The 15,188-nt window shown below is 63.3% G+C and carries 13 protein-coding genes; 10 read left to right on the top strand and 3 right to left on the bottom strand.

What is annotated here, in order from left to right; all coding sequences use genetic code 11:
• The first annotated feature begins 29 nt into the window (after positions 1-29).
• The 8 genes from LGQ10_RS26660 (at position 30) to LGQ10_RS26625 (ending at position 9,571) form a co-directional block, all read left to right on the top strand.
• Positions 30-389, top strand: a complete 360-nt coding sequence (locus LGQ10_RS26660) for a DUF5064 family protein (RefSeq protein WP_058434112.1) — start codon at positions 30-32, stop codon at positions 387-389.
• 162 nt (positions 390-551) lie between these two features.
• On the top strand, positions 552-2,060 hold the full coding sequence (locus LGQ10_RS26655; protein WP_058434113.1) for a sigma-54-dependent transcriptional regulator: 1,509 nt from the start codon (positions 552-554) through the stop codon (positions 2,058-2,060).
• Between the two features lie 419 nt (positions 2,061-2,479).
• Positions 2,480-2,863, top strand: coding sequence for a glycine cleavage system protein GcvH (gcvH, locus tag LGQ10_RS26650; protein WP_226523696.1), 384 nt, complete (start codon positions 2,480-2,482; stop codon positions 2,861-2,863).
• 10 nt (positions 2,864-2,873) lie between these two features.
• Positions 2,874-5,723 carry an aminomethyl-transferring glycine dehydrogenase gene (gcvP, locus tag LGQ10_RS26645; RefSeq protein ID WP_226523695.1) on the top strand — a complete coding sequence of 950 codons (2,850 nt, stop codon included), beginning with the start codon at positions 2,874-2,876 and terminating at the stop codon, positions 5,721-5,723.
• A 117-nt stretch (positions 5,724-5,840) separates the two neighbouring features.
• On the top strand, positions 5,841-7,217 hold the full coding sequence (locus LGQ10_RS26640) for an L-serine ammonia-lyase (protein ID WP_226523694.1): 1,377 nt from the start codon (positions 5,841-5,843) through the stop codon (positions 7,215-7,217).
• Between the two features lie 40 nt (positions 7,218-7,257).
• Positions 7,258-8,382 (top strand): glycine cleavage system aminomethyltransferase GcvT, encoded by a 1,125-nt coding sequence (gene gcvT, locus LGQ10_RS26635; RefSeq protein WP_226523693.1) that lies wholly within the window; start codon positions 7,258-7,260, stop codon positions 8,380-8,382.
• Between the two features lie 391 nt (positions 8,383-8,773).
• On the top strand, positions 8,774-8,986 hold the full coding sequence (locus LGQ10_RS26630; protein ID WP_007931076.1) for a cold-shock protein: 213 nt from the start codon (positions 8,774-8,776) through the stop codon (positions 8,984-8,986).
• 96 nt (positions 8,987-9,082) lie between these two features.
• A complete protein-coding gene (locus LGQ10_RS26625; protein ID WP_226523692.1) occupies positions 9,083-9,571 on the top strand; it encodes an RDD family protein in 489 nt (162 codons plus the stop codon).
• A gap of 61 nt (positions 9,572-9,632) precedes the next feature.
• Here LGQ10_RS26625 and nadA read toward each other — a convergent pair whose 3' ends face one another.
• Both nadA and LGQ10_RS26615 read right to left on the bottom strand, forming a co-directional pair.
• Positions 9,633-10,691 carry a quinolinate synthase NadA gene (gene nadA, locus LGQ10_RS26620; protein WP_226523691.1) on the bottom strand — a complete coding sequence of 353 codons (1,059 nt, stop codon included), beginning with the start codon at positions 10,689-10,691 and terminating at the stop codon, positions 9,633-9,635.
• A gap of 263 nt (positions 10,692-10,954) precedes the next feature.
• Entirely contained in the window at positions 10,955-11,833 is an 879-nt protein-coding gene (locus tag LGQ10_RS26615; RefSeq protein WP_226523690.1) for a phytanoyl-CoA dioxygenase family protein, read from the bottom strand.
• Between the two features lie 79 nt (positions 11,834-11,912).
• On the opposite strand from LGQ10_RS26615, the gene LGQ10_RS26610 reads away from it, so the two are divergent.
• Positions 11,913-12,971 carry a helix-turn-helix transcriptional regulator gene (locus LGQ10_RS26610; RefSeq protein WP_058436738.1) on the top strand — a complete coding sequence of 353 codons (1,059 nt, stop codon included), beginning with the start codon at positions 11,913-11,915 and terminating at the stop codon, positions 12,969-12,971.
• Here LGQ10_RS26610 and LGQ10_RS26605 read toward each other — a convergent pair.
• Positions 12,968-13,858: a LytTR family DNA-binding domain-containing protein gene (locus LGQ10_RS26605; RefSeq protein WP_226523689.1), complete on the bottom strand. Its 891-nt coding sequence runs from the start codon at positions 13,856-13,858 to the stop codon at positions 12,968-12,970. The genes LGQ10_RS26610 and LGQ10_RS26605 overlap by 4 nt on opposite strands.
• Before the next feature lie 245 nt (positions 13,859-14,103).
• Between LGQ10_RS26605 and LGQ10_RS26600 the strand changes: the two genes are divergently transcribed.
• Positions 14,104-15,180: an efflux RND transporter periplasmic adaptor subunit gene (locus LGQ10_RS26600; RefSeq protein ID WP_226523688.1), complete on the top strand. Its 1,077-nt coding sequence runs from the start codon at positions 14,104-14,106 to the stop codon at positions 15,178-15,180.
• Positions 15,181-15,188: the final 8 nt, after the last annotated feature.

Below are 15,188 nucleotides of genomic sequence, written 5' to 3'. Positions count from 1 at the left end.
TTTCTTCAACGCCCAGGAGGACCAAGCCTATGGCCATGTTTGAGCCCGGTCACTTGCACATCGAGCGTCATGCGCTGAACAAGGACGACTTCAGCTACAACCTGTGCATCGACTATCAACTCGCCCAGGACCCCAAGGAAGGCAAGGGCATGCAATTCACCTTGCACGGCACCATCGAGGACAAGCCCCTCAAGGAGCAGTTCTTCCTGGCCAAGGACCAGGCGTTCGACTTCGCCCGCCATGCCACGCGTCTTGCCCAGCAGCACGGGCTGCCCAAGAACGCCAGCATCGCGTCCATGCACAAGTACTACGACGAGATGTTCGAGGATGTGCGCAAGCAGCTGGACGTCAAGCCCGGCGACCCGATGAAACCCGAACACCTGGAATAAGCGCCGGGCAGCAACCGGCCTGCCGGCGCCCCCGCCCGGTGGGCTCCCGGACCTGCACCGGGCCATGCCCAGGCTGCTGCGCCAGCCACGAGGCTTTCGACTAAGCCCCTCGCCCAAGGCATACTGGCAGCCCTCCAGAGCCCCAGAAACCTCCCTCACCCCATGCGTATCCACGTCAGTTTCATCGATCGCGTCGGCATCACCCAGGAAGTCCTGGCCCTGCTTGGCGGGCGCAACCTCAACCTGGATGCGGTGGAGATGGTCCCGCCCAACGTCTACATCGACGCTCCGACCCTGAGCCCGCAGGTTCTTGAAGAACTGAGCGATGCCCTGTTCAACGTGCATGGCGTGCAGTCGGTGACGGTGGTCGACATCCTGCCTGGCCAGCGGCGCCACCTGCAGCTCGATGCCTTGCTGGCCGCCATGACCGACCCGGTACTGGCCCTGGACAACACCGGCAAGGTGCTGCTGGCCAACCCGGCGCTGGTGGCCCTGTATGGTCGCGAACCTGCCGGGGAAAGCGTCGCCGGGCTGTTCGCCGATCCTGGCCTGCTCGATACGCTCCTGGAACAGGGCTTTCGCCTGCCCCTGCGGGAAGTCACGGTCAATGGCCAGACGTTGCTGCTCGACGCCACCCCCATTACCGACGCCGGTGCACTGCTGACCCTGTACCAGCCCAACCGCATTGGCGAGCAGCTGTCGGCCCTGCACCACGATCATGCCGAGGGTTTCGATGCCCTGCTAGGCGAGTCGCCGGCGATCCGTACCCTCAAGGCCCGGGCCCTGCGGGTCGCTGCCCTGGATGCACCGCTCCTGATCCAGGGGGAAACCGGCACCGGCAAGGAGCTGGTGGCCCGCGCCTGCCACGCCATCAGCGCCCGCCACAACGCGCCGTTCCTGGCCCTGAACTGCGCGGCACTGCCGGAGAACCTCGCCGAGAGCGAACTGTTCGGTTATGCCCCCGGCGCCTTCACCGGCGCCCAGCGCGGCGGCAAGCCGGGGCTGATGGAACTGGCCAACCAGGGCACGGTGTTTCTCGATGAGATCGGCGAGATGTCACCCTATCTGCAAGCCAAGCTCCTGCGGTTTCTCAACGACGGCAGCTTTCGCCGGGTGGGGGGCGACCGCGAGGTCAAGGTCGATGTGCGCATCCTCAGCGCGACCCATCGCGACCTGGAGAAGATGGTCGGCGAGGGCAGCTTTCGCGAAGATCTGTTCTACCGCCTCAATGTGCTGAACATCGAAGTACCGCCCCTGCGCGAACGTGGCCAGGACATCCTGCTGCTGGCCCGCTATTTCATGCAGCAGGCCTGTACCCAGATCCAGCGACCGGTATGCCGGCTGACCCCTGGCACCTACCCGGCGCTGCTGGGCAACCGCTGGCCTGGCAACGTGCGCCAGTTGCAGAACGTGATCTTTCGCGCGGCGGCGATCTGCGAAGGCAACCTGGTGGACATCGGCGACCTGGACATCGCCGGCACCTCGGTGGCGCGCCAGAACGATGCCGAGGTCGAGAGCCTGGAGCAGGCGGTGGAGAGCTTCGAGAAACAACTGCTGGAAAACCTCTACGTCAACTATCCCTCGACCCGGCAACTGGCCAACCGCCTGCAGACCTCCCACACCGCCATCGCTCACCGCCTGCGCAAATACGGTATTCCCGGCAAGGCCTGAAGCAAGCGGCTCTGCAGGAGCGAAGCTTGCTCGCGGAAAATCTCAATGACGCCACAGTGCCTGGAGCCTGCGCAGTGTCCTCGGGTTGATCGCGAGCAAGCTTCGCTCCTACAAAAACCGGTGAAAAGCGACCTCCATCTGTACTGAAAGCGCTACAGCGGAACGTTTTCGATACAGTCGCGACCAACCTTTACTCTCCAAGGCTTTGATCGACAAAGCCTTTTTTCCCTGCCTCCAGCTGTATTGATTTCGCTACAGCCAAGCAATGCCGATCGCCCAGAAATAATCACAACTCATTGATTTATAAATAATAAATAAATATTGGCCATATTCTTGCTATGGATATCGCCATTCGGCTCGGCCCTGCACGAGCCTTCAATCGCGTCCACCAGACGAAATCTGGCCCCTGAGGAGTTTCCATGAGCGAGTTGCGTTTTACCGAAGATCACGAATGGCTGCGTACCGAAGCTGATGGCAGTGTCACCGTCGGCATCACGGCTTTCGCCCAGAACGCCCTGGGCGATGTGGTGTTTGTGCAACTGCCCGAGCTGCAGAGCTACGACAAGGGCGCCGAAGCCGCCACCGTGGAGTCGGTGAAGGCCGCCAGCGGCGTGTACATGCCCCTGGACGGTGAAGTGGTCGCCACCAACCCGGCCCTGGAAGACAGCCCGGAACTGGTCAACGAAGACCCGCTGGGCGAAGGCTGGTTCTTCCGCTTCATTCCAAGCGATGCCGCCGCCGTTGGCCAACTGCTGGATCAGGACGCCTATGACCGCCTGATCAAAGCCAACGCCGAAGCCTGAGGAGCCCGTGATGACCGTCAACCTGACCACAGCCAACGAATTCATCGGCCGCCACATCGGCCCGCGCCAGGACGATGAGCAGGCCATGCTCAACCGCCTGGGCTTCGACTCCCTGGAAGCCCTGGGCGCCAGCGTGATCCCCGACAGCATCAAGGGCACCAGCGTGCTGGACCTCGGCGCCGGCCAGAGCGAAGCCGACGCGCTGGCGTCGATCAAGGCCATTGCCGCTGGCAACCAGCTGTTCAAGACCTACATCGGCCAGGGCTACTACAGCTGCCACACGCCTTCGCCAATCCTGCGCAACCTGCTGGAAAACCCGGCCTGGTACACCGCCTACACCCCCTATCAGCCGGAAATTTCCCAAGGTCGTCTCGAAGCCCTGCTGAACTTCCAGACCCTGATCAGCGACCTGACCGGCCTGCCGATCGCCAACGCATCCTTGCTCGACGAGGGCACCGCTGCAGCCGAGGCCATGACCTTCTGCAAGCGCCTGAGCAAGAACAAGAGCAGCCACGCCTTTTTCGCATCCGTGCATTGCCATCCGCAGACCCTCGATGTCCTGCGCACCCGCGCCGAACCCCTGGGCATCGAAGTGGTGGTGGGCGATGAGCACCAGCTGACCGACGTCAGCGGCTTCTTCGGCGCCCTGCTGCAATACCCGGCCAGCAATGGCGACCTGTTCGACTACCGTGAGCTGGCCGAGCGTTTCCACGCGGCCAATGCCCTGGTAGCCGTGGCGGCCGACCTGCTGGCCCTGACCCTGCTGGCCCCACCGGGCGAATTCGGCGCCGACGTGGCCATCGGCAGCGCGCAGCGCTTCGGTGTGCCACTGGGTTTCGGTGGCCCGCATGCGGCCTATTTCTCCACTCGCGATGCCTTCAAGCGCGACATGCCCGGCCGCCTGGTCGGTGTTTCGGTGGACCGTTTCGGCAAGCCGGCCCTGCGCCTGGCCATGCAGACCCGCGAGCAGCACATCCGTCGCGAGAAGGCCACCAGCAACATCTGCACCGCCCAGGTGCTGCTGGCCAACATCGCCAGCATGTATGCCGTGTACCACGGCCCCAAGGGCCTGGTGCAGATCGCCCAGCGCATCCACCAGTTGACCGCGATCCTGGCCCAGGGCCTGGGCCAGCTCGGCCTGGCTCCAGAGCAGCAACACTTCTTCGATACCCTGAGCTTGCACACCGGCGCCCGCACCGCCGCGCTGCATGAACAGGCGCGGGCACAGCGCATCAACCTGCGGGTGATCGACGCCCAGCGCCTGGGCCTGTCCCTGGACGAAACCTGTTCCCAGGCCGATGTCGAAGCCCTGTGGACGCTGCTGGCCGACGGCAAGCCGGTGCCGGATTTCGCCACCCTGGCCCAGGCCGTCTCCAGCCGCATCCCGGCGGAGCTGGTGCGGCAGTCGGCGATCCTCAGCCATCCGGCGTTCAATCGCTATCACTCGGAAACCGAGCTGATGCGCTATCTGCGCAAGCTGGCCGACAAGGACCTGGCCCTGGACCGCACCATGATCCCGCTGGGTTCGTGCACCATGAAGCTCAACGCCGCCAGCGAGATGATCCCGGTCACCTGGGCCGAATTCGGCGCCCTGCATCCCTTCGCCCCGACCGAGCAAAGCGCTGGCTACCAGCAACTGACCGACGAACTGGAAGCGATGCTCTGCGCCGCTACCGGCTACGATGCCGTATCCCTGCAACCCAACGCCGGTTCCCAGGGCGAGTACGCCGGCCTGCTGGCGATCCGCGCCTATCACCAGAGCCGTGGCGACGAACGTCGCGACATCTGCCTGATTCCTTCCTCGGCCCACGGCACCAACCCGGCCACCGCCAACATGGCCGGCATGCGCGTGGTAGTCACCGCCTGCGACGCCCGTGGCAACGTGGATATCGAGGACCTGCGAGCCAAGGCCATCGAGCACCGCGAGCACCTGGCCGCGCTGATGATCACCTACCCATCGACCCATGGCGTGTTCGAGGAAGGCATCCGCGAGATCTGCGCCATCATTCATGACAACGGCGGCCAGGTGTACATCGACGGCGCCAACATGAACGCCATGGTCGGCCTCTGCGCCCCGGGCAAGTTCGGCGGCGACGTGTCCCACCTGAACCTGCACAAGACCTTCTGCATTCCCCACGGCGGTGGCGGCCCGGGTGTCGGCCCGATCGGCGTCAAGTCGCACCTGGCGCCTTTCCTGCCCGGCCACGCCGTGCTGGACAACAAGCAAGGCGCGGTATGTGCCGCACCGTTCGGCAGCGCCAGCATCCTGCCGATCACCTGGATGTACATCCGCATGATGGGTGGCGCCGGCCTCAAGCGTGCCTCGCAACTGGCGATCCTCAATGCCAACTACATCGCCCGGCGCCTGGAAGAGCACTACCCCGTGCTCTACACCGGTAGCAACGGCCTGGTGGCCCACGAGTGCATCCTCGACCTGCGCCCGCTCAAGGACAGCAGCGGCATCAGTGTCGACGACGTGGCCAAGCGCCTGATCGACTTCGGCTTCCACGCTCCGACCATGTCGTTCCCGGTGGCCGGCACGCTGATGATCGAGCCGACCGAAAGTGAGTCCAAGGAAGAACTGGACCGTTTCTGCGACGCCATGATCCGCATCCGCGAGGAAATCCGCGCGGTGGAGAACGGCACCCTGGACAAGGACGACAACCCCCTGAAGAACGCTCCGCATACCGCAGCGGAACTGGTGGGCGAATGGACCCATCCGTACAGCCGCGAGCAAGCGGTGTATCCGGTGGCGTCGCTGATCGAAGGCAAGTACTGGCCACCTGTGGGCCGGGTCGACAACGTGTTCGGCGACCGCAACCTGGTATGCGCTTGTCCGTCGATTGAAAACTACGCCTGAGAAGCAGTGGTGAGTTTCAAGCGGCAAGCGGCAAGTTAAAAGCCGATCGGCTCTTTCTTGCAGCTTGTGGCTTGTGGCTTGCCGCTACTCTCAATAATAAGAAACCGGAGAACCAACATGTCCCTGAGCGTGTTCGACCTGTTCAAGATTGGCATCGGCCCCTCCAGCTCCCACACCGTTGGCCCGATGCGCGCGGCCGCACGCTTTGTCGAAGGCCTGCGGCGCGATGACCTGCTGACGGCGACCGCCTGCGTCAAGGTCGAGCTGTACGGCTCACTGGGTGCCACGGGCAAAGGCCACGGCAGCGACAAGGCCGTGCTGCTGGGCCTGGAGGGCGAACATCCGGACACCGTGGACACCGAGACCATCGCTGCACGCCTGCAGGCCATTCGCAGTGATGGGCGCATCAACCTGCTCGGCGAACGCAGCATCGCGTTCAACGAGAAAGAACACCTGGCGATGATCCGCAAGCCCCTGCCCTATCACCCCAACGGCATGATCTTCCGTGCCTTCGATAGCGCCGGCCTGCAGGTGCGCAGCCGCGAGTACTACTCCGTGGGCGGTGGTTTCGTCGTCGATGAAGACGCCGCCGGCGCCGACCGCATCGTCGAGGACACCACGCCCCTGACCTTCCCCTTCAAGACCGCCAAGGAACTGCTGCTGCATTGCAGCACCTATGGCCTGTCCATCAGCCAGGTGATGCTGGGCAACGAAAGTGCCTGGCGTCCGGAAGCCCAGACCCGCGAGGGCCTGCTGAAGATCTGGCAGGTGATGCAGGACTGCGTGGATGCCGGCTGTCGGCATGAAGGTGTGCTGCCTGGCGGGCTCAAGGTCAAGCGCCGGGCGCCGGCCCTGCACCGCCAGTTGTGCAAGCATCCGGAGGCTGCCCTGCGCGATGCACTGTCAGTGCTCGACTGGGTCAACCTCTATGCCCTGGCGGTCAACGAAGAGAATGCCAATGGCGGCCGGGTGGTCACCGCGCCCACCAACGGCGCGGCCGGCATCATCCCGGCGGTCCTGCACTACTACATGCGTTTCATTCCCGGGGCCAACGAGGATGGGGTGGTGCGTTTTCTACTGACCGCAGCCGCCATCGGCATCCTGTACAAGGAAAACGCCTCGATCTCCGGTGCCGAAGTCGGCTGTCAGGGCGAGGTAGGAGTGGCCTGCTCGATGGCGGCCGGGGCCCTGTGCGAGGTGCTAGGCGGCAGCGTGCAGCAAGTGGAGAACGCCGCGGAAATCGGCATGGAACACAACCTCGGGCTGACCTGCGACCCCATCGGCGGATTGGTGCAGGTGCCCTGCATCGAACGCAACGCCATGGGTTCGGTGAAAGCCATCAATGCCGTGCGCATGGCCCTGCGGGGAGACGGGCAGCACTTCGTGTCCCTGGACAAGGTCATCCGCACCATGCGCCAGACCGGTGCCGACATGAAAAGCACATACAAGGAAACCGCCCGTGGCGGTTTGGCCGTGAACATTATCGAATGCTGATACCCAAGCCTGGTATCGGTCCAATTTCAGGAGTTGCCCCATGTCCACCGAAACACTGTTGAAAACCCCGTTGCACAGCCTGCACCTGGAACTCGGCGCGCGCATGGTGCCGTTCGCCGGCTACGACATGCCCGTGCAGTACCCGCTGGGCGTGATGAAGGAACACCAGCACAGCCGCGAGCAGGCTGGCCTGTTCGATGTGTCCCACATGGGGCAGATCCTGCTGCGTGGCAGCAACGCCGCCAAGGCCCTGGAAACCCTGGTGCCGGTGGACATCATCGACCTGCCGGTGGGCATGCAGCGCTACGCCATGTTCACCAATGAACAAGGCGGCATCCTCGACGACCTGATGGTGGCCAACCTGGGTGACGAGCAACTGTTCCTGGTGGTCAACGCCGCCTGCAAGGACCAGGACCTGGCCCATCTGCGTCGACACATCGGCGAGCAATGCGATATCCAGCCGCTGTTCGAGGAACGCGCCCTGCTGGCCCTGCAAGGCCCGGCGGCGGTCACCGTGCTGGCACGCCTGGCGCCGCAAGTGGCGCAGATGACCTTCATGCAGTTCAAGCCGGTGGCGCTGCTGGGCGTGGACTGTTTCGTCAGCCGCTCGGGTTATACCGGCGAAGATGGCTTCGAGATTTCGATCCCGACGGCCCAGGCCGAGAAGATCGCCCGTGCCCTGCTGGCCGAACCGGAAGTGGCCCCCATTGGCCTCGGCGCCCGCGACTCGCTGCGCCTGGAAGCCGGCCTGTGCCTCTATGGCCATGACATGAACGAACAGACCACCCCGATCCAGGCCAGCCTGTTGTGGGCGATCTCCAAGGTTCGCCGTGCCGATGGCGCACGGGCCGGAGGGTTCCCCGGGGCCGAGGTGATCTTTGCCCAACAACAGGGCGGCGTCAGCCGCAAGCGCGTCGGCCTGCTGCCCCAGGAACGCACACCGGTACGCGAGGGAGTGGACATCGTCGATGCCGATGGCAACATCATCGGCAGCGTGTGCAGTGGCGGCTTCGGCCCGACCCTGGGTGGCCCGCTCGCCATGGGTTACCTGGATATCCAGTACACGGCGCTCGACACACCAGTTGCCGCAGTAGTTCGTGGGAAAAAGGTGCCAATGCTTGTAAGCAAAATGCCATTCGTACCCCAACGCTACTATCGTGGCTAAAGGACTGTTTCTATAAGTAACGCGGTTGCGTTAGAAGTGCACTAATCTGTAACGCAACCGCCATAAAACAGTGCATCTTTTTCGATACTGAAAGTCACTTATAACGCTCGAAAACAATTGAACAACTCTATCGAATAAGCCCCGCACGCTAGTTCCGCCAAACCTCGGCAAGCTGCGTAAATCCGGGGCTTCGCGGGGCTTGTTTTTTCTCCCGTAATTGGCGTAGAGTTTCCCCACTGTGTTTGCATGGGTCGCTTGGAATCGTGACCTGGGCAGTAGCCAACAAGTTTGCTACACCCGTTCGACGCCTCTTACTTTCCTGCAACCCAGCCCAGTACTCTTCCTCAGGAAGAGACTGTCATTAATTTTTTAGCGTCAAAGGAAATAAGAAATGTCCCAACGTCAGAGCGGTACCGTCAAGTGGTTTAACGACGAGAAAGGTTTTGGTTTTATCACTCCAGAGAGCGGTCCGGATCTGTTCGTACACTTCCGCGCCATTCAGGGCAACGGCTTCAAAAGCCTGAAAGAAGGCCAAAAAGTGACCTTCATCGCTGTGCAAGGCCAGAAAGGCATGCAGGCTGACGAAGTACAAGCAGAAGGTTAATCTTCTGCAACGAAAAAGCCCCTGATGCTGACATCAGGGGCTTTTTTGTGCGCGCAATTCCGTAAAATGGCTTCTTTTTCCAGATGAGAGCCTGTCATGTCGAAACATCTGCTAAGCCCCCAAGGCGAATTCCCCGCCGCCGGCCTGGGTCGTCGCCTGGCAGCGATGTTCTATGATTTCCTGTTGTGCGTCGCCTTGCTGATCGTCACCGGCGGCCTCTACAAACTGATCCAGATGCAGATCATCGGTGAAACCCGGATGCGGACCCTGACCGAGTCCGGCGCCCTGGACGGCGATCCGCTGTATTCCACGATCCTGCTGTTCGTGCTGTTCGGTTTCTTCGCCAAATTCTGGACCCACACCGGCCAGACCCTGGGCATGCAGGTATGGGGCATCCGGGTGCAGAACGCCGATGGCAGCCGCATCAGCCTGTGGCAGGCCCTGCTGCGCTTCATGGTGTCCATCGCCTCGTGGCTGTGTGCCGGCCTGGGCTTTTTCTGGGTGCTGGTGGACAAGCAGAAACGCAGCTGGCACGACATCTATTCCAATACCCAGCTGGTGCGAATCCCCAAGCGGAAAAAATGATCTGCCACACATGAAAACGCCCCGACAGGTCGGGGCGTTTTTTTGTCCGTGACAACCGCCTTCAGGCGTTGCCAGCCAGCTTCATCCGGGCAGCCTGGGTGAAGTCCAGCATGCGCTTGAGCGGGCGGATGGCATTGGGAATCAGCGCCGGATCCACATGGATCTCGTTGCTGCCCTGCTGTAAGCAATGCAGGGTGCGTTCCAGGGTGTTCATGGCCATCCACGGGCAATGGGCGCAACTGCGACATGCCGCGCCGTTACCGGCGGTAGGCGCTTCGATGAACACCTTGTCCGGGCACAGCTGCTGCATCTTGTAGAAGATGCCGCGGTCGGTGGCGACGATGAAAGTCTTGTTCGGCAGGCGTTGCGCGGCGGCAATCAACTGGCTGGTGGAACCCACCGCATCGGCCAGTTCGATCACCGCGCTCGGCGACTCCGGATGCACCAGGATGGCAGCATCCGGATACAGCGCGCGCATGTCTTCCAACTGCTTGGACTTGAACTCCTCGTGCACGATGCAGGCGCCGTCCCACAACAGCATGTCGGCACCCGTCTGGCGCTGGATATAGGTGCCCAGGTGCTTGTCGGGCCCCCAGATGATCTTCTCGCCGTTGTCCATCAGGCTCTCGACGATCTCCAGGGCGCAGCTGGACGTCACGACCCAGTCGGCCCGGGCCTTCACCGCAGCGGAAGTGTTGGCATACACCACCACGGTACGCTCGGGATGCTGGTCGCAGAATGCCGAGAACTCATCTACCGGACATCCCAGGTCCAGCGAGCAGGTGGCTTCCAGGGTCGGCATCAGCACGCGTTTTTCAGGGTTGAGAATCTTCGCCGTCTCCCCCATGAAACGCACGCCGGCCACCACCACGGTCTTGGCCGGATGGGCATTGCCGAAGCGGGCCATTTCCAGGGAGTCGGAAACACAGCCACCGGTCTCTTCGGCCAGGGCCTGGATCACCGGATCGCAATAGAAATGGGCAACCAGCACCGCATCCTGGGCCTTGAGCTCAGCCGCGATGGCGGTACGGAAATGAGCTTCTTGCTCGGCACTCAATGGCACAGGTTGCTTGGCATCGAGATGGGCTTGAACCAGAAGGCGTTCGGAAATTTGCGTCATGTTCGCAAGACCTGCAGGCGCTTGGGCGCGAAAGTCGAGTATACCACCGGCTCCGGACCGCTCGGGGCCCCGCCGGGAGAGTGGATGCATCAGGCACGGACAACGTTGAAACCGCCGCAAGGCTACAGAATATCCCCGGTATTCAAAAGCTTATTCTGTCCGGTGCCTGCTCTTCGCCACTCCAGCCGACTGACGGCCAGAACCCCCGGTCGGCCCGGCGCACTCACCCCGCCGGACCACGACTGACAGACGTCAATCTCGCCTCAAAGCCTCTCCTGGCCGGACGGCTCCTGGAGGACGCGCTTGGGGTGCATGCCGTTGACCATGCCCATGAACGGCGCATGGATCGAATAGCCCAGCAAGCGCTGGATATGCTCGCTGCACTGGCGCACGGTGGCGCGAGGAATGGACAGGCTGAAATTCTCCTGCTGGCGTGCCCAGGGCTCGCAGTACTGTGCCGTCAGGGCCAGGCGTGGGGCCTCGCTGCGGTTGGCGCCACCGCCATGCCACAGGGTGCCGAGAAACAGCACCACCGATCCCCGGGGCATCACCACCGGCCGCGCCGCCGCACGTTCGGCGTCGGTGGGCAGGCGTCCGTCCCACAAATGGCTGCCGGGGATCACCAGGGTGGCACCGTTATGCCCGGTGAAGTCGTCGATGGCCATTACTGTCGCCGCGCCATAGGGCGGACGCGGGCGGGCCATGGGATAGAAGGCATCGTCGTAGTGCAGGCTCTGCGCCGCTTCCCCCGGCAGGATATTGATGGCCTGCAGTTGGGAGAGCAGGTAGTTGGGTGCCAGGACCCGGTCCAGCAGGCCAAGCACCATGGGGTGCTCCACCAGCGGATTGCAGGCCAGGGTCTTGGCGATCACCGCATACAGGCGCTGGGTCCGCACGCCTTCGAAGGCATTGCGGCCGGTATGGGGCGATAACTGTGCGAGCAGTTCCTCGCGTATCCGGCTAACCTGCTGCTCATCGAACAATCGCTCGAGCACCACGAAACCATCGCGCTGCAGATCGTCCATGAGTGAATCGATGCGCGATGTCGGCACGGCCTCCTGGGTGCCGGCGGTCGAGGGGTAGGTCCTGGCATAACCGCTGTTCATGTAGTCCCGCTGCTCGGGCAAGGTCTTGTCAGTCATCGCTTCGCTCCCAGGTAATAGGTCGTAGCACTGTGCAGAACTGCGGAGTCACCGCCAATGACGCTTTGCCTCAACTGACATGACCCACTGGATCGTTGCCCCGACCATTCCCGCACGCTTCGCCCGCGAGCTGCTGGCCCAGCTGCGTCTCGATCCAGGGGCGCAGGCCGCCCTGCTGCAACGCAGCGGCCTGTCTCCCCAGGTGCTGCGCGACGGCCAGCGCATCGCCCCACTGCATTACCGGGCCTTGAGCCGCCTGGCGGTGGGCAGCGGGCATGACGAGGCTTTTGGCTTCTTCGCCCGTCCAGTGCCCCTTGGCAGCTTCGCGCAGTTGCTGCGACTGCTGGTACACCTGCCAAGCCTGGCCGATGCGTTCGAAGAAGCTGCGCGCTTCTACCGACTGTTCGACGGCTCACGGCCCTGGCGCCTGGAGCAGGACGGCAACATCGCCCGCCTGGTCCTGATGCCCCGGACCGCAGTCCAGGCCGACTCGACGCTGTGGTCCCACATGTTGCTGCTCACCCTCTGGCACACCGGCAGCTGGCTTGCGGGCCAGACCCTGCCCCTGCGCCAGGTGGTCCTGCCGGAGGGCCTCGCCAGCTTCGCTCCCCAGACCCGTTTCCTGTTCGGGCGCCAGCCCCGGTGCGGCACGGTTGCCCTGCTGGAGCTGCCGGCAGTGAACCTGCGGGCGCCGATCATGCGCCGGCCACAAGAGGTTCCACGGTTTGTCCGCCAGTTGCTGCCGACGTTGATCGCCCCAGGCCCGGCAGCGAGTTTCGAAGCGCATCTGCGCGGACTGCTCGGTGCGGCCAGGCCCTTTGCCGGGTTATCTGAAATCGAGGCGGCCCAGGCCCTGGGCATGTCGCGGCAAACCCTGGCCCGCAAGCTTGCAGAACTGGGCACCACCTTTCTCGGCATTCGCGACGACCTGCGGCGCGACCTGGCCTGCAGCCTGCTGGCGCGGGGCGCTACCAGCGTCGCGGACCTGGCGCACCTGCTCGGCTACTCGGAGCCCAGCGCTTTCCAGCGCGCCTTCAAGCAATGGACCGGGCTGCCACCTGGTGCCTATCGAGGCGGCAGGCGCATGGTGAACAGCGACGACCAATCACCCAGCCACCCAACGCCAGAAATAACCTAGGAGCGCAGCGAGGGCTCACCCTCGACCTTGATCACTTGATTGAGCAACTCGTGGTATCGACGGCTCACGGGAATCACCGCACCATTGCTCAACAACAAGTCCATCCCCTTGCCATTGATTCGCCTGGAAACAATGGCGCCCTTGCGCACCCAGTAAGAGCGGTGCACACGAAACCCGTCCTCTGCCGCCAGGTCCACCAGGACCTGGCTGAACCGATAGAGCACCAACTCCGCGCCCTCCCTGCTGATGACGCGGACATAGTGCTCCTCGGCCTTGATGGCGAGGATGTCTTCCAGCGACGAGCAGGCCTTGAGACTGCGCAGCAACTTGTGTGTGCAATCCGGCCCGACAATACCGGTGTCGACCACAGGTTCGTCGGTGACCGGCGCGTCGGCAGCGGCAACATAAGTGAAACGCGGCAGCCCCAGGTAGTGATGGAACACATGGTTGGCGGTCATCCAGAAAACCACCGCGCGAGCACTCTGCATCAGGGTTTCGCTCCACTGCGGCTCACGGTCCTCGCTCGCCTGCGTTGCAGGAAAACCCAGCGCGTGAAACCCGTCGCTGAGCAACTGCGCATAGGCCGCCACCGCCACGCAGGCGAGCAACGCCCCGGTCAGCGTCAATACCCACAGGCGTGGTTTCCAGTGAGCCAGGCAAGCCTTGACGACACGGGTGGCCAGGTCGGCCGTCCACCAGTTGGCAAGGGCGAACAGGCTGACGTACACCATGGCCCCGACATAACCGAAGTGACGGTTGAACCCGGTGTCCGTCGCCGTGAACAGCGCCAGCAAGAGCGGCACCAGGACATAAAAAGCGAAGCTGCGGGCGTAGGCCGGCGGCATCCATTTCGCGAGGCAGGAAACATCAATGCGGGCAGTGTTCACATCAGCCTTCCTTGATCTTGAATGATTCTCTTTATCAAAAAAATAACACTTCCCGCACTGACGTTTCCAGCCGCCACGCGATGTTCCATTCGTGCATGAACCACTCGCACCTGTCCATCACGCCTGCAGGAACATGTCATTCAAGAAGTAACGCCCGCAACAGCGATACGTCCGTGCATCGGCGTTTGCCGCCTCCCCACACCGCTCTTAGCCTGGAAACACGACCATCCACCTTTGGAGTTCTTGTGCAGCCAAGCACCGACGATCGCCTGAGTACGCTGCGCAGCCTGGGCATCCCCCGGTCCTCGCCCGGAACACCAGGCCCCACCGGCCGCTGCGGCGAGGCATCCAGGGTACGCCCCCTGCTGTGCGGAACCTTGATCCTCTCGGTTGGGGTCTGGGTTGGCATGGGCATCGAACGCTGGCGCCTGCCGGGCACTGCGCAACTGGCGGAACTGAAAACCAGCAATCCCGGGGAGCAAGCACCAGCCGCCATGGGACCACCGCCTGCAACTGGCTGGCAGGTCGCGGGGTATCTGGTAGCACGCCGCCAGGCCATCGTAGGCTCCGAGGTAACGGCCAAGGTCGCCCAAGTGCTGGTGGGCGAGGGCGAGCACGTGGCCCGTGGCCAGGTCATGGCCCGGCTCATCAATGCCACGGCTCGCCAGGACCTGACAATCGCCCGCTCCCGCGCAGAGGCAGCGACCGCCAACGTGCAGGTGATTGCCGCACAGCTGGGCGAAGCCCGGCGCAACCGGGAGCGAGCGCGGCAACTGGCCCCGGTGCAGGCCATCAGCTTGACCGCGCTGGAGAACGCCGAAGCCCGCTATCAGCAACTGGCTGCGCAAATGGCCGAGGCCCGCGCACTCGAGACGACCGCCAGGCTGGGCACGGAACGTGCCGAACTGATTCTCGAGCAGCACGTCGTCAAGGCCCCCTTTTCCGGAGTGGTGGCCAGTTGCATGGCACAACCCGGGGAGATGATCTCGCCCATCTCGACCCTCGGCGCGCCCAGCCGGATCGGCATTTGCACCCTCGTCGACCTCGATAGCCTGGAGATAGAAATCGACGTCGCCGAGTCCTACATCAGCCGGCTGGCACCCGGCATGCCAGCCAAGGCCGTCGTCGATGCCTTGCCGGACCGGTTCTTCAGCGCCCGTGTCAGCGCGATCCTGCCCTCGGCCAACCGCGAGCGCTCCACGATCCGGGTCCGACTCACCCTTGCTCCGCCCTCCAGGCACCTGCGCCCGGAAATGGCGGTGAAGGTCACCTTCACCATGCCCGATACGCCCTCGCACAGCTCGACCATCGACCCGGAGTGACCCTACGC

Source organism: Pseudomonas sp. L5B5 (assembly GCF_020520285.1).
Lineage (GTDB): Bacteria > Pseudomonadota > Gammaproteobacteria > Pseudomonadales > Pseudomonadaceae > Aquipseudomonas.
The sequence above is the reverse complement of the archived record's forward strand: the minus strand, read 5'-3'. Positions and strand labels throughout refer to the sequence as shown.

Excerpts from the sequence above, each read along its gene's own strand:
- LGQ10_RS26660 (WP_058434112.1), top strand. The coding sequence starts at position 30 with ATGGCCATGTTTGAGCCCGGTCACTTGCACATCGAGCGTCATGCGCTG.
- LGQ10_RS26655 (WP_058434113.1), top strand. The coding sequence starts at position 552 with ATGCGTATCCACGTCAGTTTCATCGATCGCGTCGGCATCACCCAGGAA.
- gcvH (WP_226523696.1), top strand. The coding sequence starts at position 2,480 with ATGAGCGAGTTGCGTTTTACCGAAGATCACGAATGGCTGCGTACCGAA.
- gcvP (WP_226523695.1), top strand. The coding sequence starts at position 2,874 with ATGACCGTCAACCTGACCACAGCCAACGAATTCATCGGCCGCCACATC.
- LGQ10_RS26640 (WP_226523694.1), top strand. The coding sequence starts at position 5,841 with ATGTCCCTGAGCGTGTTCGACCTGTTCAAGATTGGCATCGGCCCCTCC.
- gcvT (WP_226523693.1), top strand. The coding sequence starts at position 7,258 with ATGTCCACCGAAACACTGTTGAAAACCCCGTTGCACAGCCTGCACCTG.
- LGQ10_RS26630 (WP_007931076.1), top strand. The coding sequence starts at position 8,774 with ATGTCCCAACGTCAGAGCGGTACCGTCAAGTGGTTTAACGACGAGAAA.
- LGQ10_RS26625 (WP_226523692.1), top strand. The coding sequence starts at position 9,083 with ATGTCGAAACATCTGCTAAGCCCCCAAGGCGAATTCCCCGCCGCCGGC.
- nadA (WP_226523691.1), bottom strand. The coding sequence starts at position 10,691 with ATGACGCAAATTTCCGAACGCCTTCTGGTTCAAGCCCATCTCGATGCC.
- LGQ10_RS26615 (WP_226523690.1), bottom strand. The coding sequence starts at position 11,833 with ATGACTGACAAGACCTTGCCCGAGCAGCGGGACTACATGAACAGCGGT.
- LGQ10_RS26610 (WP_058436738.1), top strand. The coding sequence starts at position 11,913 with ATGACCCACTGGATCGTTGCCCCGACCATTCCCGCACGCTTCGCCCGC.